This window comes from Fusobacterium perfoetens (genome assembly GCF_021531595.1).
Lineage (GTDB): Bacteria > Fusobacteriota > Fusobacteriia > Fusobacteriales > Fusobacteriaceae > Fusobacterium_B.
This window is the reverse complement of the sequence record NZ_JADYUD010000015.1, coordinates 1-18,670: the sequence shown is the minus strand read 5'-3', so window position 1 is coordinate 18,670 and position 18,670 is coordinate 1. Positions and strand designations below refer to the sequence as shown.

The window sequence follows — 18,670 nt, the reverse complement described above, 5'->3', positions numbered from 1 at the left end:
GCTTTTATATTTTATAGGATCATAATATAAAATTTTGTTATGAATTTTTTCATATATAATAATGAAGAGATTTAAAAAGATAAATTTTTATATAAAATGTGTAAGAAATATGTAAAAATAAAATAATTTTCTAACAAATAAAAATCAAAAAAAATTTTTTGCAAAAAATCAAAAAAAAGCTTTGCAAATACTGGGATTTATGATATAATTCTCAAGGTGTACAAAGGATGTTAATATCCTTTAAATTAAAAAATTAATTAAAGGAGGTGTATAAATGGCTTCTAATAAATTAAGAATCTACTTGAAAGCTTACGATCATATGTTACTAGATCAATCAGCAAAGAAGATAGCTGAAGTTGCAGAAAAATCTGGAGCAGAAATAGCTGGTCCTATGCCACTACCAACTAAGATTAAAAAATACACTGTATTAAGATCAGTACATGTTAACAAAGATTCAAGAGAGCAGTTTGAAATGAGAATTCACAGAAGAATGGTGGAAATCAAAAACTCTACTCAAAAAACAATATCATCTTTAACAGCGGTTAACTTACCAGCTGGTGTTGGAATCGAGATTAAACAAGCGTAGTTTAAAAACACAAAAATGGCTGATTCTCGGGTAATTTGAAAATTTAAATTAAGGTTGAAATCAAATTATCCTTACAGAATAATACAAGTTGACGCTTTTTTTAAAGCAGGTTCATAGAACCACGAGGTCAAGTTGTCAACCAATATATTATTTGATGGAGGTTATAACAAATGTTAGGAATTCTAGGAAAAAAAATCGGAATGACTCAAATCTTTGAAGATGGAAAGTTCGTTCCAGTAACAGTTGTAGAAGCTGGACCAAACTTTGTTTTACAAAAGAAAACAGTAGAAGGTGAAGGTTATACAGCATTACAACTTGGTTTTGATGAGAAAAAAGAAAAAAATTCTACTAAACCAATGATGGGTATCTTTAATAAAGCTGGTGTAAAACCATTAAGATTTGTTAAAGAACTAAAAGTTGACTCAGTTGAAGGATATGAGTTAGGACAAGAAATTAAAGTTGATGTTCTAAATGGTGTTGAGTTCGTAGATATTACAGGAACTTCAAAAGGTAAAGGAACATCAGGGGTTATGAAAAGACATAACTTCGGTGGAAACAGAGCGTCTCACGGGGTTTCAAGAAACCACAGACTTGGAGGATCTATCGGACAATCTTCATGGCCTGGAAAAGTATTAAAAGGATTAAGAATGGCTGGACAATATGGAAATGCTACTGTAACAGTTCAAAACTTAAAAGTAGTTAAATTAGATGTTGAAAACAATGTAATCTTAATAAAAGGTGCAGTACCTGGAGCTAAAAACGGTTACCTTGTTGTAAGACCAGCTATAAAAAAATAATAAGGTTAGTAGAACGGAAGGAGGAAAAAAATGGCGGTTTTAAACATATATAACTTAGCAGGAGCACAAACTGGAACTGTTGAAGTAAACGACGCAATATTTGGTATAGAACCTAATAAAGTTGTTTTACACGAAGTTCTTGTAGCAGAATTAGCTGCAGCTAGACAAGGAAGTGCATCTACTAAGACTAGATCTATGGTTAGAGGCGGAGGAAGAAAGCCATTTAAACAAAAAGGAACTGGTAGAGCTAGACAAGGTACAATAAGAGCACCTCACATGGTAGGTGGAGGAGTTGTATTTGGACCAAGCCCTAGAAGTTACGAGAAAAAAGTAAACAAAAAGACAAGAGTATTAGCACTTAAATCTGCATTATCTGCAAAAGTTGCTGCTGGAGAAATTGTTGTATTAGATGGAATGATGGAAACTCCAAAAACTAAAACTATAGTTGCATTAACAAAAGCTTTAGAAGCTAACACAAAACAAATGTTTGTAGTAAATGACTTAACAGAACAAGGTGATTACAACTTATTCTTATCAGCTAGAAACTTAGAGAACGCAGTTGTATTCCAACCTAACGAATTAGGAATTTACTGGTTACTAAAACAAAATAAAGTTATCATTACTAAAGAAGCATTAGCTACAATTGAGGAGGTGCTTGGATAATGACAGCTTATGAGATCATCAGAAAGCCTCTAATTACTGAAAAAACTGAATTACTTAGAAGAAACAACAATAAATACACTTTTGAAGTAAATAGAAAAGCTAACAAAATAGAGATTAAAAAAGCAGTAGAAGAAATATTCAACGTTAAAGTTGCAAGCGTTGCAACAGTAAACATCAAACCTGTAACAAAAAGACATGGTATGAAATTATACAAAACTCAAGCTAAAAAGAAAGCAATCGTAGAATTAGCTTCAGGAACAATTTCATATTTCAAAGAAGTATAATAAAAACGGCTAAAGATAGTTATAGGTCTAATAGAAAATTTGGAGGTTATTACAAATGGCTATAAAGAAAATGAGACCAACAAGTGACGGAGTTAGACATATGTCAAGACTTGTTGTACCTGAATTAAGTAAGGTAAGACCTGAAAAGTCTTTAACTGTACCTTTAAAATCTGCTTACGGTAGAGATAACTACGGGCACAGAACAAATGTTAATAGACAAAAAGGTCATAAAAGACTTTACAGAATTATAGATTTCAAAAGAAACAAATTAGATATACCTGCAAGAGTTGTTACTATTGAGTACGACCCTAACAGAACAGCAAACATCGCTCTTTTACATTATGCTGACGGAGCTAAAGCATATATCTTAGCACCTAAAGGATTAAAAGTTGGAGATGTTGTAATGAACGGTTCTAACGCAGAAATTAAAGTTGGAAACGCTCTTAAATTAAAAGAAATGCCTGTTGGAACACAAATTCACAACATTGAACTTCAAAGAGGAAAAGGTGGACAATTAGTAAGATCTGCTGGAACTGCAGCAAGACTTGTTGCTAAAGAAGGAACTTACTGTCACGTTGAATTACCATCAGGAGAATTAAGACTAATTCACGGAGAATGTACAGCTACAATCGGTGAAGTAGGAAACGCAGAGCACAGCCTAGTGTCAATCGGAAAAGCTGGAAGAAATAGACTTATGGGAAAAAGACCTCATGTTAGAGGATCTGCAATGAACCCTTGTGATCACCCTCACGGAGGAGGAGAAGGTAAAGCTCCAGTAGGAAGAAAGAGCCCATTAACTCCTTGGGGTAAACCAGCACTTGGTGTTAAAACAAGAGGAAGAAAAACATCTGATAAGTTTATAGTAAGAAGAAGAAACGACAAGTAATTTCGAGAGGAGGTTTAATAGGCAATGGCTAGATCACTTAGAAAAGGACCTTTCTGCGACCATCACTTAATGAAAAAAGTTGAAGAAGCAGTAGCTGCTAACAACTTAAAAGCAGTTATTAAGACTTGGTCAAGAAGATCAACTATATTCCCTAACTTCATAGGATTAACTTTTGGAGTTTACAACGGGAAAAAACATATACCTGTATATGTAACTGAACAAATGGTAGGACACAAATTAGGTGAGTTTGCACCTACAAGAACTTACCACGGACATACAAAAACTGGTAAAAAATAATAAAAATTAATAATATTTTAGATAAATATAATTAAGAAAAGGAGGAGAAACTAGTGGAAGTTAAAGCAAGTACTAGATTCGTGAGAATGTCTCCAAGAAAAGCTAGATTAGTAGCTGACTTAGTGAGAGGAAAATCAGCTCTAGAAGCTCTTGATATTTTAGAATATACAAATAAGAAAGCAGCTAGAATTATAAAGAAAACATTAGCATCAGCTATAGCTAATGCTACACATAACGCAAAATTAGATGACGAAAAATTAGTTATATCTACTATCATGATAAACGATGGTCCAGCTCTTAAGAGAATAAGCCCAAGAGCAATGGGAAGAGCAGACATCATAAGAAAACCAACAGCTCATGTTATCGTGGGAGTATCTGAAAAGTAGAATTAGTTAAGGAGGTAAAACTGTGGGACAAAAAGTAGACCCTAGAGGATTAAGACTTGGAATTACAAGATCTTGGGACTCTAACTGGTATGCAGACAAAAAGGAATACGCTAAGTACTTCCATGAAGATGTAAAAATCAGAGAGTTTGTTAAGAAAACTTATTTCCATGCTGGAATATCTAAAGTAAATATAGAAAGAACATCACCTTCACATGTAGTAGTAATAGTTCATGCTGCTAAAGCTGGAATTGTTATCGGAAGAAAAGGTGCTGAAATAGAAGAATTAAGAACTAAATTAGAAGCTTTAACTGGTAAAAAAGTATTAGTTAAAGTTCAAGAAGTTAAAAACTTTAATAAAGATGCAGTATTAGTAGCAGAAAATATTGCTGGTGGAATTGAAAGAAGGGTTGCTTATAAAAGAGCAGTAAACCAAGCAGTTATGAGAGCTATGAAATCTGGAGCTAAAGGAATTAAAGTTATGGTTTCTGGAAGACTTAATGGTGCAGAAATCGCTAGATCTGAGTGGGTTGTTGAAGGAAAAGTTCCTTTACATACACTAAGAGCTGACATCGATTATGCAACAGCAACAGCTCATACAACTTATGGAGCATTAGGAATTAAAGTATGGATATTTAATGGTGAAGTACTTCCAACTAAGAAAGAAGGAGGGGAAGCGTAATCATGTTAATGCCAAAAAGAACAAAACATAGAAAAATGTTTAGAGGAAGAATGAAAGGTTCTGCTCAAAGAGGAAATACAGTAGCATTCGGTGACTACGGACTTCAAGCTCTTGAACCTGCATGGATTACTAACAGACAAATAGAATCATGCAGAATCGGAATCAACAGAACATTCAAAAGAGAAGGAAAAACATTCATAAGAATATTCCCTGATAAACCAATCACATCTAGACCAGCTGGAGTGAGAATGGGTAAAGGTAAAGGGGCAGTAGAAGGTTGGGTTTGCGTAGTTAAACCTGGAAGAATAATGTTTGAAGTTTCTCAAGTTAGTGAAGAACTAGCTATGGCAGCTTTAAGAAAAGCTTCTATGAAACTTCCTATCAGATGTAAGATAGTAAAAAGAGAGAATGGCGGTGATAAATAATGAAAGCTAAGGATATAAGAGAAATGTCTACTGAAGACTTAGTAGTTAAGTGCAAAGAACTTAAAGAAGAATTATTCAACCTAAAATTTCAACTTTCATTAGGACAATTAACTAACACTGCTAAGATCAGAGAAGTTAGAAGAGAAATTGCAAGAATGAACACAATTTTAAATGAAAGATAATATATTTTAGAGATGATTCTTAAGAAGAGGAGGTCAAAATCTTGAGAAACGATAGAAAAGTAAGAGAAGGTATAGTTGTTTCTGATAAAATGGAAAAAACTATAGTTGTTTCAATAGCTACAATGGATTTACATCCTATTTACAAAAAAAGAGTTAAAAAGACAACAAAGTTTAAAGCTCATGATGAAAACAATGTAGCTCAAGTTGGAGATAGAGTAAGAATAATGGAAACTAGACCTTTATCTAGAGATAAAAGATGGAGATTAGTTGAAGTATTAGAAAGAGCTAAATAAAATCCAATATAATTTTGGAAGGAGGATATTTTAATGGTACAACAACAAACTATCCTTAACGTTGCAGACAACTCAGGTGCAAAAAAATTAATGATCATAAGAGTTCTTGGTGGAACTAAAAAAAGATTTGGAAAAATCGGGGACATAGTTGTATGCTCAGTAAAGGAAGCAATACCTGGTGGAAACGTTAAGAAAGGTGACGTAGTTAAAGCAGTTATTGTAAGAACAAGAAAAGAATTAAGAAGAGAAGACGGATCATATATAAAATTTGATGATAACGCTGGTGTTATAATTAATAACAATAATGAACCAAAGGCAACAAGAATATTCGGGCCTGTTGCAAGAGAGCTAAGAGCTAAAAACTTTATGAAAATAGTTTCTCTAGCTCCAGAAGTAATCTAAGAGAGGAGGCTAAGAAGTGGCTAAACCTAAAATTAAATTCGTTCCTGCATCACTTCATGTGAAGACAGGAGATACAGTATATGTAATTTCTGGTAAAGATAAAGGTAAAACTGGTAAAGTTTTAAAAGTATTCCCTAAAAAAGGAAAAATAGTTGTAGAAGATGTAAATGTAGTTACTAAAAACATGAAACCATCTCAGACAAACCCACAAGGTGGAGTTGTAACTAAACCTGCTCCAATATTCTCATCAAAAGTAATGCTTTTTGATGCGAAAGCTGGAAAACCAACAAGAGTTGGATACAAAGTAGTGGATGGTAAAAAAGTTAGATACTCAAAAGTGTCTGGAGAAGTTCTATAAGAGAGGAGGATAACGTAAGTGTCTAAATACGTTTCTAGATATCACAAATTATTTGATGAAGTTATAAGAGAAAATCTAATGAAAGAATTAGATTTAAAGAATATCATGGAATGTCCAACATTAGAAAAAATTATCGTTAATATGGGAGTTGGAGAAGCTACTCAAAACGCGAAATTAATAGATGCAGCGATGAACGATTTAGGTATCATCACTGGACAAAAACCATTAGTAAGAAAAGCTAAGAAGTCAGAGGCTGGATTCAAATTAAGAGAAGGAATGCCAATCGGAGCAAAAGTTACTTTAAGAAAAGAAAGAATGTATGATTTTCTAGATAGATTAGTAAATGTAGTTCTTCCAAGAGTAAGAGATTTTGAAGGAGTTCCTTCAAACTCATTTGACGGAAGAGGAAACTACTCTTTAGGATTAAGAGATCAATTAGTTTTCCCTGAAATTGAATTCGATAAAGTAGATAAACTACAAGGTATGTCTATCACAATAGTATCTTCTGCTAGAACAGATGAAGAAGGAAGAGCTTTACTTAAGGCTTTCGGAATGCCTTTTAAAAAGTAATAGTTAGAGGAGGAGAATTAATGGCTAAAAAGTCAATGATCGCTAGAGATATAAAAAGAGCGGAACTTTGTGATAAATATGCAGCTAAAAGAGCTGAATTAAAGAAAAGAGTGCTTGAGGGAGATCAAGAAGCTATGTTTGAATTAACTAAACTTCCAGCTAACTCATCACCAGTAAGAAAAAGAAACAGATGTCAATTAGACGGAAGACCAAGAGGATTCATGAGAGAATTCGGAATGTCTAGAGTAAAATTCAGACAATTAGCAGGTGCTGGAGTTATACCTGGTGTTAAAAAATCATCTTGGTAGAAAGCACGTTTTATTGATATGGAAGGAGGATTATAGTAAATGTTTTTAACAGATCCAATCGCAGATATGTTGACAAGAATAAGAAATGCTAACGCAGTTATGCATGAGAAAGTTGATGTTCCTTATTCAAACTTAAAACTTACAATAGCTAAGATTTTAAAAGAAGAAGGTTATATCGCTAACTATAAAGTTATAACTGATGGTAACGTAAAAAATATAAGAGTTTACTTAAAATATGCAGGAAAAGAAAGAGTAATCAAAGGATTAAAGAGAATATCTAAACCAGGTAGAAGAGTTTACGCACCAGTAGACGAATTACCAAGAGTACTTTCAGGTCTTGGGATTGCTATCGTATCTACATCAAAAGGAATTGTTACTGATAGAGTAGCAAGAAAAGAAAATGTAGGTGGAGAAATCCTTGCATTCGTATGGTAAAATAAACTAGGAGGTGTCCATTAAATGTCAAGAATAGGTAAAAAACCTATAGTGGTACCTGCTGGGGTTACTGTTACAGTTGACGGTCATAAAGTTACTGTAAAAGGGCCTAAAGGTACTTTAACAAAAGAATTTAACAAAAATTTAACAATAGCTTTAGAAGATGGTCATGTAGTTGTTACTAGACCAAATGATTCAATAGAAATGAGAGCTTTACATGGAACTACAAGAGCACTTATCCATAACATGGTTGTTGGTGTAAGTGAAGGGTTCAAAAAAGTTCTTAACCTAGTAGGGGTTGGATACAGAGCAGCATTAAAAGGTAAAGGATTAGAATTAGCTTTAGGATATTCTCATCCAGTTATTATTGATGAAGTTCCTAACATCACTTTCGCAGTTGAGAAAAATACTACTATCATAGTAGAAGGAATTGAGAAAGATGTTGTTGGTCAAGTAGCTGCTATCATCAGATCTAAGAGAGCTCCAGAGCCTTATAAAGGAAAAGGAGTTAAATATGCTGATGAAGTAATAAGAAGAAAAGAAGGTAAAAAATCGTAGGATATAGCTCAAAAAGGAGGTAAGTGAGTTGTTTAAAAAGGTAAATAGACAAGCTGTTAGAGATAGAAAACACTTATCAATCAGAACTAAAATTTCTGGTACAGCTGAAAGACCAAGACTTTCTATATATAGATCAAACACTAATATGTTTGCTCAGTTAATAGATGATGTTAACGGAGTAACTTTAGTTTCTGCATCAACTGTTGATAAAGAGTTAAAAGCTCAAATCGCAAACGGTGGAAATGTAGAAGCAGCTAAATTAGTTGGAAAACTATTAGCAGAAAGAGCTGTAGCAAAAGAAATAAAAAATGTCGTATTTGACAGATCAGGATACATTTATACAGGAAGAGTTGCCGCTCTTGCAGAATCAGCAAGAGAAAACGGATTAAACTTCTAATTTCTTTTAGAGAGGAGGATTTCACTTGTCTAAGTTAATGGATAGAGAAGAAAAAGAATTTGCAGAAAAATTATTAAAAATTTCTAGAGTATCTAAGACAACTAAAGGAGGAAGAACTATATCTTTTTCTGTTTTAGCTGCTGTTGGAAATAAAGAAGGAAAAGTAGGAATTGGTTTAGGAAAAGCTAACGGTGTTCCTGATGCAATCAGAAAAGCTGTTGCTGCTGCTAAGAAAAACATGATAGATGTTTCTCTTAAAGGAAGAACAATTCCTCACGAAACTGTTGGAAAATGGGGAGCAACATCTATATGGATGGCACCTGCATACGAAGGTACTGGGGTAATTTCTGGTTCTTCATGCAGAGAAATCCTTGAATTAGTAGGAGTTCATAACATCTTAACTAAAATTAAAGGATCTAAAAACAAACATAACGTTGCAAAAGCTACTATTGAAGGCTTAAGAGGATTAAGAACTGCTGAAGAAGTAGCAGAATTAAGAGGAAAAACTGTTAAGGAAATCTTAAGCTAGGAGGTTTGAAGAAATGGCAAAGGTTAGAATAAGACTTGCAAAAAGTATAATAGGAAGAAAGCCTAACCATATAGCTACTGTAAAGTCGCTAGGGCTTAAGAAGATGAATAGCGTGGTAGAACATGAAGCAACTCCAGAATTAATGGGAAAAATTGCTCAAGTTTCTTACCTGCTTGATGTAGAGGAGGTGCAATAGTAACATGGAATTAAATGAATTAAAACCTTCTGTACCAAGAAAAGCTAGAAAAAGAGTTGGAAGAGGAGAATCTTCAGGATTAGGAAAAACTGCTGGTAAAGGAAGCAACGGTCAAAAATCAAGAGCTGGTGGAGGAACTAAACCTGGTTTTGAAGGTGGACAAATGCCTATCATCAGAAGAACTCCAAAAAGAGGATTCAGCAACTATCCATTCAAGAAAGAATACGCTATTATTAATTTAGATGTATTAAATAGATTTGAAGAAGGTACAGTTGTTACTCCTGAACTTTTATTAGAAACTGGATTAGTAAGTAAATTACTAGATGGATTAAAAGTTCTTGGAAACGGAAACTTAGAAAAGAAAATTTCAGTAGAAGCTCACAAAGTTTCTAAAAGTGCTCAAAAAGCAATTGAAGAAAAAGGTGGTTCAGTAGAAATCATTGAGGTTAAAACTTTTGCTGATGTAGCTAAAAACAATAAGTAATTATTGATTATAAGCGAGGTGAAAAACTTTGACTTTAATGGAAAGCTTTAACGCTAAACTAAGAGGAATCATGAAGATTCCTGAATTAAAAGCTAGAATCGTTTTTACCTTGTTGATGTTCCTAGTTGCTAGAGTGGGGACTTATATCCCTGCTCCAGGAATTGATATTGAAAGACTGTCAGCAATGACAGCTCAGAACGACCTTTTAGGGTTTATCAATATGTTTTCGGGAGGAGCCTTCCAGAGAATATCTATATTTGCATTAGGAATTGTTCCATATATCAATGCGTCTATTGTATTTAGTTTACTTGCTGTTATTATTCCGAAAATTGAAGAAATTCAAAAAGAGGGAGAATCAGGAAGAGCTAAAATAAGTCAGTGGACGAGATATGTGACAATCCTTATTGCGATTATGCAGGGTATTGGGGTATGTGTGTGGCTTACATCTTCTGGATTAGTAATCGATCCTGGATTAAGATTCATGTTGGTTACAATCACAATCTTAACAGCAGGAACAGTGTTCCTTATGTGGGTTGGAGAACAGATATCAGTTAACGGAATAGGAAACGGAGTTTCTCTTTTAATATTCTTAAATGTTATTTCAAGAGGTCCGTCAAACATAGTTCAGACTATGCAGATAATGAAAGAAAGTAAATTTTTAATACCTATACTTCTAGCAGTTGCAGCAGCAGCTGTTGTAGTTGTAGGTGGAATAGTTTTATTCCAGCTTGGTCAAAGAAAAATCCCTGTTCACTATGTTGGAAAAGGATTTGGTGGAAGAGGAGGAATGGCTCAAAATTCCTATATTCCTTTAAAACTTAATACTGCAGGAGTAATGCCTGTAATCTTTGCATCAGTAATGATGATGATACCATCATTGCTTATAAGATCATTACCTGCAACATTCCCGTTCAGAGATTATTTAGTTTTATTCTTTGACAGTAAACATCCTGTTTACATGGTGCTTTATGCTTTAATAATTATATTCTTCTCATTTTTCTATACATCTATTATGTTTGATCCAGAAAAAGTTGCTGATAACTTAAAACAGAGTGGTGGAACTATTCCTGGTATAAGACCAGGATTAGAAACAGTTGAATATCTAGAGGGAGTTGTTACAAGGATAACTTGGGGAGGAGCAATCTTCCTTGCAGCAATCTGTATACTTCCTATAATAGTCTTTACAGCAGCAGGACTTCCAGTTTTCTTTGGGGGAACAGGAATAATAATTGTTGTAGGGGTTGCACTAGATACAGTTCAGCAAATAGATGCCCACTTAGTAATGAAAGAATACAAAGGATTTCTATAAAAAAGATAACACAGTATTTTCTGTGTTATCTTTTTTGTTATATTTATAAAAATTTGAAAAGCCATAGAGTAAGTGCTATTATATATACAGCAAATCAATATTTTTTAAGGAGAGAATTATGAAAATAGGTCTTGTACTTGAAGGCGGAGGTATGAGAGGAATTTATACTGTAGGAGTTCTTGATACACTTTTGAATTATAATTATCTTGCAGATTATCTTATAGGAGTTTCTGCAGGAGCTTCAAATGGTGTTTCATATATTTCAGGTCAGAAAGATAGAGCAAAGAGAACTATAATAAATTATATAGGAGACAAAAGATATCTAAGCATTTCAAATTATATAAAAACGGGTTCTCTTTTTGGAATGGACTTTCTTTTTAAAGAAATACCAGAAAAACTTGAAATATTTGATCATGATACTTTTTTCAGATGCAAATGTGATTACAGAGTGGGAGTAACAAATGTAGAAACAGGAAAGGAGGAATATTATGGGAAAGAAGCTCTTGTAAAAGAAGATAAGAATATACTCCTTCAAGCTTCAGCTTCTATTCCAATGGCAGCTCCCATAGTGAACTACAAAGGAAAAAAATATCTTGATGGAGGAACAGCAGATCCAATTCCTATAAAAAAAGCTTTTGAGGATGGGTGTGATAAGGTTATAGTAGTTCTTACAAGAGATAGGAATTATAAAAAGAAACCTACACCAGCAAAACCAATTTATAGTTTTGTTTTTAGAAAATATCCAAAGATGGTAGAGCTTTTAAAAATGCGTCATCAAATATATAATGATACTCTTGATTTTATAAAAGAAATGGAGAGAGAAGGAAAAGCATTTGTAATAGCTCCTGATAAGCCAATAGAAATAGAAAGATTTGAGAAAGATAAAAATAGATTGCTTAAAATCTATAGTAATGCAGTGAGAGATACTGAGAAATTTTGGGAAAAATATAAAGATGAATTGGAGGCAGAAACACACAAAAGAGTTTAATGGAGGTCAAAAATGTATGTATACTTATGCTATTTTTTAATTTACTCTTTTTTGGGTTGGTGTATTGAAGTGTGTTATGCGGCTCTGAATACAAAAAAATTTATTAACAGAGGATTCCTTAATGGTCCTTACTGTCCAATTTATGGTGCTGGTGCAGTAGCTGTAATGTATTTTATATGTCCTTTTAAGAAAAATCTTCTTGTATTTTTTGCAGTTTCAGTAATATTAACTTCTGCAATAGAACTTTTTACAGGATTTGGTTTAGAGAAGGCATTTCATTACAGATGGTGGGATTATTCAGAAGTTCCTTTTAATTTAGGAGGATATATGTCTGAAATTTTCAATAATATGGGGATTTGCCTGTGTATTTGTTGTTGAGATAATACATCCTGTAGTAAAAGATAGAGTTTCATGGATTGAAAAAAGAATTATGTCTTCATTCCCTGATATGAAATCTACTAAATATAGTGATAAGATTTTTAAAGATATTCGTACAAGAAATTTTAATAAAAATAACAAATCTTAAAACTTTCAGAAGTATTGAAAACTATTGAAAAAAATGTTAGAATTAAAAGAACTAAAACATATCTTGGAGAATAAAATGATAACATTAAACAATGTATTTTTAACAGCTTCATATTATTACAGCAGATAGAGAATGTTTAAAATTTTTAAAATTTTAAACATATTTTAAGGTGCAGTAATTTAATAAAAAGAAAGCTGAAGAATATGTTGAAAGGTAAGAGTCTGTTGATAATATTCAGCAGGCTTTTGTTTTATTAATGCTTTTAAAAGCATTGTCTTTATGTTAAAATAAAAAATGTAAAAATAATATAGGGGGATATAATAATGGAAAATGTTTACGATGTACTGAAGGACCGTGGATATTTAAAACAGTTCACAGACGAGGAAGCAATAAAGAAACTTTTAGGAGAAGAAAAAATTACTTTCTATATAGGATTTGACCCTACAGCAGACAGTCTGCATGTTGGGCATTTTATAGCCATGATGTTTATGGCACATATGCAGAAATTTGGACATAGACCAATTGCTCTTGTAGGAGGAGGTACAGCAATGGTTGGAGATCCAAGTGGAAGAACAGATATGAGAACAATGATGACAAAAGAAACAATAGCACATAATGTTTCATGCATAAAAAAACAAATGGAAAAATTTATAGATTTTTCAGATGGAAAAGCAATCCTTGAAAATAATGCTGATTGGCTTTTAGGTCTTAACTATATAGATTTTTTAAGAGATATAGGAGCAGAATTTTCTGTTAATAAAATGCTTGCAGCAGAATGTTTTAAATCAAGAATGGAAAAAGGATTATCTTTCCTTGAATTTAACTATATGCTTATGCAAGGGTATGATTTCTATGTGTTAAATCAAAAACACAATTGTAAAATGGAACTTGGTGGAGATGACCAATGGTCAAATATTATAGCTGGAATTAATCTTGTAAGAAAGAAAAAGCAAGAAACAGTATATGGAATGACTTGTACTCTTCTTACAAACAGTGAAGGAAAGAAAATGGGAAAAACAGCTAAAGGAGCATTATGGCTTGATCCTGCAAAAACAACTCCATATGAATTTTATCAATATTGGAGAAATATTGCTGATGAAGATGTAGAAAAATGTCTTGCTCTTTTAACATTTATTCCTATGGATGAAGTAAGAAGACTAGGAGCCTTAAAAGATGCTGAAATCAATAAAGCAAAAGTTGTTTTAGCTTATGAAATAACTAAAATGATTCATGGAACAGAAGAAGCAGACAAGGCTAAAGCTGCAGCAGAAGGAGCGTTTGGTACAGGAGGAGATGTATCTAATCTTCCTACAACAGAATTTAGTCAAGATAATTTTGGTATAAATCTTATAGATTATCTAACAGAACAAGAAGTTTTAAAAACTAAGAGTGAAGGAAGAAGACTTATTCAACAAAATGGTATGTCTTTAAATGGAGATAAAGTAACTGACATAGGATATACTATTAATGAGGAATCTTTCAAAGATGGAGAAGCTCTTGTAAAAATGGGTAAAAAGAAATTCCATAGAATAGTTTTAAAATAAAAGACATTTTAGTTTAATATGTATATAATCAATAATAAAATTAACAGGTGATTTTTTTGATTCTTTTAAGAGAAACGACAGAAAGCGATATTGAAGAGATATATAACCATATACATCTTGATTATGTAAAAAAATACTGTAATGATTATGAGGAACAATGGAAAGCTCATGAAAGATGGTATAAATTTTTGATACATTCAGATGCTTATCTTTTATATACAATAACAAGCACAGAAACAGGAAAATTTTTAGGATGTGTAAAATTTGAACTTGATGGAGAATGTGCAGTTATAAATATATATCTTGTGAAAGATATAAGAGAGCAAGGATATAGTCATGGAATATTAACACTTAGTATAGAAGAACTTCAGCATGAAAAACCTGAAGTAGTTGTTGTATTGGCATATATTCTTGAAGAAAATGAGGTTTCAATAAATGCTTTTAAAAATCTTGGTTTTCAATATGAAGGAGTTGAAAACTATAAAGGAATTGAACATCTGCTTTTTGTAAAAACATTATAATAAAATATTACATTCCTTTTCTTTGTGTAAATAAAGAAAAGAAATCAAAAGAAAATTGCCCTGCTGGTAAAAAATATTTCATTATTAATGCAGTGAACAAAGCGTAAAAAATTCATATGTTTGAGGGCAAAGCCTGAGTTTATGAATTTTAGCTTTGAAAACAAAATTAATAGAAATATTTTTTAAGGCAGGGTTGTTTTAAATACTTTTATTTTTATATTAAGAAAAAATAGGAGAGATTGGGAGGAAAGATGACAAAAAAAGAAAAAGTAAAATATGTTTTACAGAAATTGGAAGAAAAATTTGGAAAACCTAAATGTGCTTTAAATTTTGAAACTCCTTTTGAACTTCTTGTGGCAGTAATTCTTTCTGCCCAATGCACAGACAAGCGTGTAAATATAGTTACAGAAAAAATGTTCCGTGAAGATAAGATAAATACACCAGAGCAGTTTGCAACTATGGATCTTTCAGAAATAGAAGAACTTATAAAGAGTACAGGTTTTTATAAAAATAAAGCAAAAAATATTCAGAAAGCAGCAAGGCAGCTGCTTGAAAAATATAATGGAGAACTTCCAAAAGAGATGGATAAACTTTTAGAGCTTGGAGGAGTAGGAAGAAAGACAGCAAATGTTGTCAGAGGAGAGATATGGGGTTTAGCAGACGGTATAACTGTTGATACTCATGTAAAAAGAATTACTAATCTTTTAGGTCTTACAGAAGAAACAGATCCTGTAAAAATAGAAAGAGATTTAATGAAAATAGTTCCTAAAAAAAGTTGGATAGATTTTTCTCACTACATAATTCTTCAGGGAAGAGATAAATGTATTGCAAGGCGTCCTCAATGCCAGGAATGTGAAATAAAAGAAGCATGCAGATATTATTCTAAGTCTATAAAAAAATAAATTAATTTTTTATATATTTATATGATTATTATATTTTTTAGGCTAGAAACCTTTGAAAAAATTTGATAAATATAAATAATAATTCTTGACATAATAAATAAAGAATGGTATAAAATAGATGGGAAAGAAATTAATTCTTGGGAGCTGATTTAAAAATGAAAATATATTTAGATAACAATGCAACAACAAGACTTGATGATGATGCTTTTAATGCTATGATACCTTTCTTTAAAGAAGAATATGGAAATGCATTCAGTCTTCACTTATTTGGAAGAGAAACAGGAAAAGCAGTATCAGAATCTAGAAAAGTAATAGCTGATCTTTTAGGAGTTATTCCTGAAGAAATAATATTTACTGGTTCTGGAACTGAAGGAGATAACCTTGCAATAAGAGGAGTTGCTAGAGCATATAAAAACAGAGGAAAACATATAATTGTAAGTTCAATAGAACACCCTGGTGTAAGAAATACATGCAAAGATTTAGAAAAAGAGGGATATGAAATAACAGTTTTAAATGTTGACGAAAATGGAGTTGTAGATTTAGAGCAACTTAAGTCAGCAATTAAAGATGAAACAATCCTTATTTCAGTAATGCATGCAAATAATGAAACAGGTGTAATACAGCCTATAGAAGAAATAGGAAAAATAGCTAAGGAAAATAAGATTTTATTCCATGTAGATGCAGTTCAGTCTATGGGAAAACTTCCTATTGATCCTAAAGGAATGGGAATAGACCTTCTTGTATTTACTGCTCATAAATTCTATGGACCAAAAGGAGTAGGAGCATTATATGTAAGAAATGGTGTGAGACTTGGAAAAGTTATTACAGGTGGAGGTCAAGAAAGAAAATTAAGACCAGGAACAACTAATACTCCTCTTATAGTTGGTATGGCTAAAGCCTTAGAAAAAGCTTATGCTGAAAGAGAAGAAGAAAATAAAAGAGTAGGGGCTTTAAGAGATTATTTTGAAGAGGAAATTTTAAAAAGAATACCTGAAATAGTAATCAATGGTAAAAATGTTCCTAGACTTCCTGGAACTTCAAGTGTAACTTTCAAATATGTAGAGGGAGAATCAATTCTTCTTTCACTTAGTATGAAGGGAATAGCAGTAAGTTCAGGATCTGCATGTTCATCTGATGAACTTCAGGCATCACATGTACTTCTTGCTATGGGAATTCCTGAAGAATTTGCTCATGGTACAATAAGATTCAGTCTTGGAAAATATAATACAAAAGAAGAAATAGATTATACAATAGAAGCTGTGACAGAAGTTATAGGAAAACTTAGAATGATGTCACCACTTTGGAATGAATTTAATAGATAATATTTGTTTAAAAAACAGGGAGGAAAATAAATAATGCAATATTCAGAAAAAGTAATGGATCACTTTATGAATCCTAGAAACATGGGAGTAATAGAAAATCCAGATGGATACGGAAAAATAGGAAACCCATCTTGTGGAGATATAATGGAAATATTCCTAAAAATAGATAACGATATTATAACTGATGTTAAATTTAGAACATTTGGATGTGCATCAGCAATAGCAACATCATCAATTTCAACAGAAATGATTATAGGGAAAGATATTCATGAAGCATTAAAAATTACAAATAAAGTAGTTGCTGAAGCTCTTGATGGTCTTCCACCAGTAAAAATGCACTGCTCAGTGCTTGCTGAAGAAGCAGTTAAAGCTGCTATAGAAGATTACTTATCTAAAAAACAAAAATAGTTAAAAAAGAAAATATATTTAGGAAAGGGCAGTTAAAAGCCCTTTCTTTTTTTTGGAAAAACGGATATAATCTAGTGGTATAAAAAGTTTTTGAGGGGGAATAACTTGCTGAAAAAAATTTTGCTTATAATTTTAGCTCTGGTATTTAATTTTAATATTTTTGCAGAAGAAATAATAACAGAAGAAAATATTCAAGAAGAAAAATCTTTATGCAGGTCTTTTGTTCTAGGAGATGCAAAAGGAAATATATTTTATTTAGAAAATGAAAATGAAATGCTTCCCCTTGCATCAGTGACTAAAGTAATGACTCTTATGCTTACTTATGATGCTTTAGAAGAGGGAAGAATAAAATTAACAGATAAAGTGACAGTAGATAAAACAATGGCGCAGATGGGTGGAAGCAGAATATGGATGAAAGAAGGAACAAAAATATTAGTTGAAGATCTTATTAAAGCAACCGCACTTCATTCAGCTAATAACGCTGCTTATGGGCTTGCTAAGCTTGTTGGAGGAGATATTGATACATTTGTTGCCATGATGAATAAGAAAGCTGAAGAATTAGGTTTCGGAAGGGATATAGACTATAACACACCAACAGGTCTTCCGCCTCACATGACAGGAAGAGGACAAGATGTTGGAAGTGCTCTGGGAGTGTATAAACTTTCTCTGGCGGCTTTAAAATATCCAGAATATATAAAAATGGCTTCCCAAAAAGAAGATACTTTAATTTACTCTGGTAAAAATAAAATTTATAACAGAAATAAGCTCTTAGGAAAAGAAGGAATTTATGGAATAAAAACAGGGCATCTTGATAATTGGTATAATATAGCAGTTGCAAGTAATCTTGATAATATAAATTCTATAGTTGTTGTTTTAGGAGCTCCTACTGAAGAAATAAGAGACAAAAAAATTGTAGAAGAACTAAAAACTTTCCATGAAGAATATAAAGTTGTGGAATTTTTAAATGTAGATATTCCTGTAGATGAAATAGAAATATTAAATGGAGCAGTGAAAAAAGCAGAATTATATCCAGATAAAAACTATTCAGATATAGCAAAAGACAGTACAGATATAAGATTTATTACTTATAGAAAAGATTATGTAAAAGCCCCACTTTATGAAGGGCAGGAAATTGGTAAATATGAACTTTATATCAATGGTAAATTAGTTGATGAGGGAAATTTAATCATTAAAGAAAATATAGAAAAAGCAGGTAATATTTTTAACATATGATAGAAAAATTAAAAAATTTTAGTATTTTTATAAAATATTAAGAAAAAATTTTTAAAATATTTTATATAAACAAAATATTGATTTGTAAAGGATAGTTTAAATTTTGTAAAAATAAAATAAAAATTTTTAATATTTTTTCAAAAAAGTTGTTGACGGATTTCAGATATTGTGGTATTATACATCTTGTCCGTGAGAAACAGGA

General features: G+C 32.0%; 29 protein-coding genes and 1 pseudogene. All 30 read left to right on the top strand.

Annotated elements, in window-relative coordinates; translation table 11 throughout:
• Nucleotides 1-274: 274 nt before the first annotated feature.
• The 30 genes and pseudogenes from rpsJ to I6E17_RS08190 all read left to right on the top strand — a co-directional run bounded on the left by rpsJ (nt 275) and on the right by I6E17_RS08190 (nt 18,468).
• Nucleotides 275-586 (top strand): 30S ribosomal protein S10, encoded by a 312-nt coding sequence (rpsJ, locus tag I6E17_RS08340; protein ID WP_176829300.1) that lies wholly within the window; start codon nt 275-277, stop codon nt 584-586.
• Between the two features lie 170 nt (nt 587-756).
• Complete coding sequence (gene rplC / locus I6E17_RS08335; RefSeq protein ID WP_176829299.1) at nt 757-1,383, top strand: 50S ribosomal protein L3; 627 nt, start codon at nt 757-759, stop codon at nt 1,381-1,383.
• Nucleotides 1,384-1,413: 30 nt separating this feature from the next.
• Nucleotides 1,414-2,046: a 50S ribosomal protein L4 gene (gene rplD / locus I6E17_RS08330; RefSeq protein WP_176829298.1), complete on the top strand. Its 633-nt coding sequence runs from the start codon at nt 1,414-1,416 to the stop codon at nt 2,044-2,046.
• A complete protein-coding gene (rplW, locus tag I6E17_RS08325) occupies nt 2,046-2,330 on the top strand; it encodes a 50S ribosomal protein L23 (RefSeq protein WP_176829297.1) in 285 nt (94 codons plus the stop codon). Before rplD ends, rplW begins: the two co-directional genes overlap by 1 nt.
• Before the next feature lie 55 nt (nt 2,331-2,385).
• Nucleotides 2,386-3,216 carry a 50S ribosomal protein L2 gene (gene rplB, locus I6E17_RS08320; RefSeq protein WP_176829296.1) on the top strand — a complete coding sequence of 277 codons (831 nt, stop codon included), beginning with the start codon at nt 2,386-2,388 and terminating at the stop codon, nt 3,214-3,216.
• Nucleotides 3,217-3,240: 24 nt separating this feature from the next.
• Entirely contained in the window at nt 3,241-3,513 is a 273-nt protein-coding gene (gene rpsS / locus I6E17_RS08315) for a 30S ribosomal protein S19 (protein ID WP_176829295.1), read from the top strand.
• 53 nt (nt 3,514-3,566) lie between these two features.
• A complete protein-coding gene (gene rplV, locus I6E17_RS08310; RefSeq protein WP_176829294.1) occupies nt 3,567-3,899 on the top strand; it encodes a 50S ribosomal protein L22 in 333 nt (110 codons plus the stop codon).
• A 22-nt stretch (nt 3,900-3,921) separates the two neighbouring features.
• On the top strand, nt 3,922-4,578 hold the full coding sequence (gene rpsC, locus I6E17_RS08305) for a 30S ribosomal protein S3 (protein WP_176829293.1): 657 nt from the start codon (nt 3,922-3,924) through the stop codon (nt 4,576-4,578).
• A gap of 2 nt (nt 4,579-4,580) precedes the next feature.
• On the top strand, nt 4,581-5,003 hold the full coding sequence (gene rplP, locus I6E17_RS08300; protein ID WP_176829292.1) for a 50S ribosomal protein L16: 423 nt from the start codon (nt 4,581-4,583) through the stop codon (nt 5,001-5,003).
• Nucleotides 5,003-5,185 (top strand): 50S ribosomal protein L29, encoded by a 183-nt coding sequence (gene rpmC / locus I6E17_RS08295; protein WP_176829291.1) that lies wholly within the window; start codon nt 5,003-5,005, stop codon nt 5,183-5,185. Before rplP ends, rpmC begins: the two co-directional genes overlap by 1 nt.
• Before the next feature lie 41 nt (nt 5,186-5,226).
• The gene (gene rpsQ / locus I6E17_RS08290) at nt 5,227-5,478 is read left to right on the top strand and encodes a 30S ribosomal protein S17 (RefSeq protein WP_235236693.1); all 252 of its coding nucleotides are present in this window, start codon (nt 5,227-5,229) and stop codon (nt 5,476-5,478) included.
• 33 nt (nt 5,479-5,511) lie between these two features.
• Nucleotides 5,512-5,880 (top strand): 50S ribosomal protein L14, encoded by a 369-nt coding sequence (rplN, locus tag I6E17_RS08285; protein WP_176829289.1) that lies wholly within the window; start codon nt 5,512-5,514, stop codon nt 5,878-5,880.
• A gap of 16 nt (nt 5,881-5,896) precedes the next feature.
• On the top strand, nt 5,897-6,238 hold the full coding sequence (rplX, locus tag I6E17_RS08280; RefSeq protein WP_176829288.1) for a 50S ribosomal protein L24: 342 nt from the start codon (nt 5,897-5,899) through the stop codon (nt 6,236-6,238).
• Between the two features lie 18 nt (nt 6,239-6,256).
• Nucleotides 6,257-6,808: a 50S ribosomal protein L5 gene (gene rplE / locus I6E17_RS08275; protein WP_176829287.1), complete on the top strand. Its 552-nt coding sequence runs from the start codon at nt 6,257-6,259 to the stop codon at nt 6,806-6,808.
• 20 nt (nt 6,809-6,828) lie between these two features.
• The gene (gene rpsN / locus I6E17_RS08270) at nt 6,829-7,116 is read left to right on the top strand and encodes a 30S ribosomal protein S14 (protein WP_176829286.1); all 288 of its coding nucleotides are present in this window, start codon (nt 6,829-6,831) and stop codon (nt 7,114-7,116) included.
• A 39-nt stretch (nt 7,117-7,155) separates the two neighbouring features.
• Nucleotides 7,156-7,551, top strand: a complete 396-nt coding sequence (gene rpsH, locus I6E17_RS08265) for a 30S ribosomal protein S8 (protein WP_176829285.1) — start codon at nt 7,156-7,158, stop codon at nt 7,549-7,551.
• 24 nt (nt 7,552-7,575) lie between these two features.
• Nucleotides 7,576-8,109, top strand: coding sequence for a 50S ribosomal protein L6 (gene rplF / locus I6E17_RS08260; protein ID WP_176829284.1), 534 nt, complete (start codon nt 7,576-7,578; stop codon nt 8,107-8,109).
• Nucleotides 8,110-8,137: 28 nt separating this feature from the next.
• On the top strand, nt 8,138-8,506 hold the full coding sequence (gene rplR / locus I6E17_RS08255; RefSeq protein WP_176829283.1) for a 50S ribosomal protein L18: 369 nt from the start codon (nt 8,138-8,140) through the stop codon (nt 8,504-8,506).
• 37 nt (nt 8,507-8,543) lie between these two features.
• Nucleotides 8,544-9,035: a 30S ribosomal protein S5 gene (gene rpsE, locus I6E17_RS08250; protein ID WP_176829334.1), complete on the top strand. Its 492-nt coding sequence runs from the start codon at nt 8,544-8,546 to the stop codon at nt 9,033-9,035.
• Nucleotides 9,036-9,048: 13 nt separating this feature from the next.
• Nucleotides 9,049-9,231 carry a 50S ribosomal protein L30 gene (rpmD, locus tag I6E17_RS08245; protein WP_176829282.1) on the top strand — a complete coding sequence of 61 codons (183 nt, stop codon included), beginning with the start codon at nt 9,049-9,051 and terminating at the stop codon, nt 9,229-9,231.
• Nucleotides 9,232-9,235: 4 nt separating this feature from the next.
• Complete coding sequence (gene rplO / locus I6E17_RS08240) at nt 9,236-9,715, top strand: 50S ribosomal protein L15 (RefSeq protein ID WP_176829281.1); 480 nt, start codon at nt 9,236-9,238, stop codon at nt 9,713-9,715.
• Nucleotides 9,716-9,743: 28 nt separating this feature from the next.
• The gene (gene secY / locus I6E17_RS08235) at nt 9,744-11,024 is read left to right on the top strand and encodes a preprotein translocase subunit SecY (protein WP_176829280.1); all 1,281 of its coding nucleotides are present in this window, start codon (nt 9,744-9,746) and stop codon (nt 11,022-11,024) included.
• Nucleotides 11,025-11,142: 118 nt separating this feature from the next.
• The gene (locus tag I6E17_RS08230; protein WP_235236692.1) at nt 11,143-12,012 is read left to right on the top strand and encodes a patatin-like phospholipase family protein; all 870 of its coding nucleotides are present in this window, start codon (nt 11,143-11,145) and stop codon (nt 12,010-12,012) included.
• A 12-nt stretch (nt 12,013-12,024) separates the two neighbouring features.
• Nucleotides 12,025-12,538: pseudogene (locus I6E17_RS08225) on the top strand (putative ABC transporter permease).
• Between the two features lie 323 nt (nt 12,539-12,861).
• Complete coding sequence (tyrS, locus tag I6E17_RS08215; RefSeq protein WP_235236690.1) at nt 12,862-14,082, top strand: tyrosine--tRNA ligase; 1,221 nt, start codon at nt 12,862-12,864, stop codon at nt 14,080-14,082.
• Nucleotides 14,083-14,138: 56 nt separating this feature from the next.
• Nucleotides 14,139-14,603, top strand: coding sequence for a GNAT family N-acetyltransferase (locus I6E17_RS08210; RefSeq protein WP_268825984.1), 465 nt, complete (start codon nt 14,139-14,141; stop codon nt 14,601-14,603).
• Nucleotides 14,604-14,854: 251 nt separating this feature from the next.
• Nucleotides 14,855-15,505 (top strand): endonuclease III, encoded by a 651-nt coding sequence (gene nth / locus I6E17_RS08205; protein ID WP_176829276.1) that lies wholly within the window; start codon nt 14,855-14,857, stop codon nt 15,503-15,505.
• A gap of 155 nt (nt 15,506-15,660) precedes the next feature.
• Complete coding sequence (nifS, locus tag I6E17_RS08200) at nt 15,661-16,827, top strand: cysteine desulfurase NifS (RefSeq protein ID WP_235236688.1); 1,167 nt, start codon at nt 15,661-15,663, stop codon at nt 16,825-16,827.
• 33 nt (nt 16,828-16,860) lie between these two features.
• The gene (gene nifU / locus I6E17_RS08195; protein ID WP_176829274.1) at nt 16,861-17,235 is read left to right on the top strand and encodes a Fe-S cluster assembly scaffold protein NifU; all 375 of its coding nucleotides are present in this window, start codon (nt 16,861-16,863) and stop codon (nt 17,233-17,235) included.
• 105 nt (nt 17,236-17,340) lie between these two features.
• Complete coding sequence (locus I6E17_RS08190; RefSeq protein ID WP_235236687.1) at nt 17,341-18,468, top strand: D-alanyl-D-alanine carboxypeptidase family protein; 1,128 nt, start codon at nt 17,341-17,343, stop codon at nt 18,466-18,468.
• The last annotated feature ends 202 nt before the right edge of the window (nt 18,469-18,670 follow it).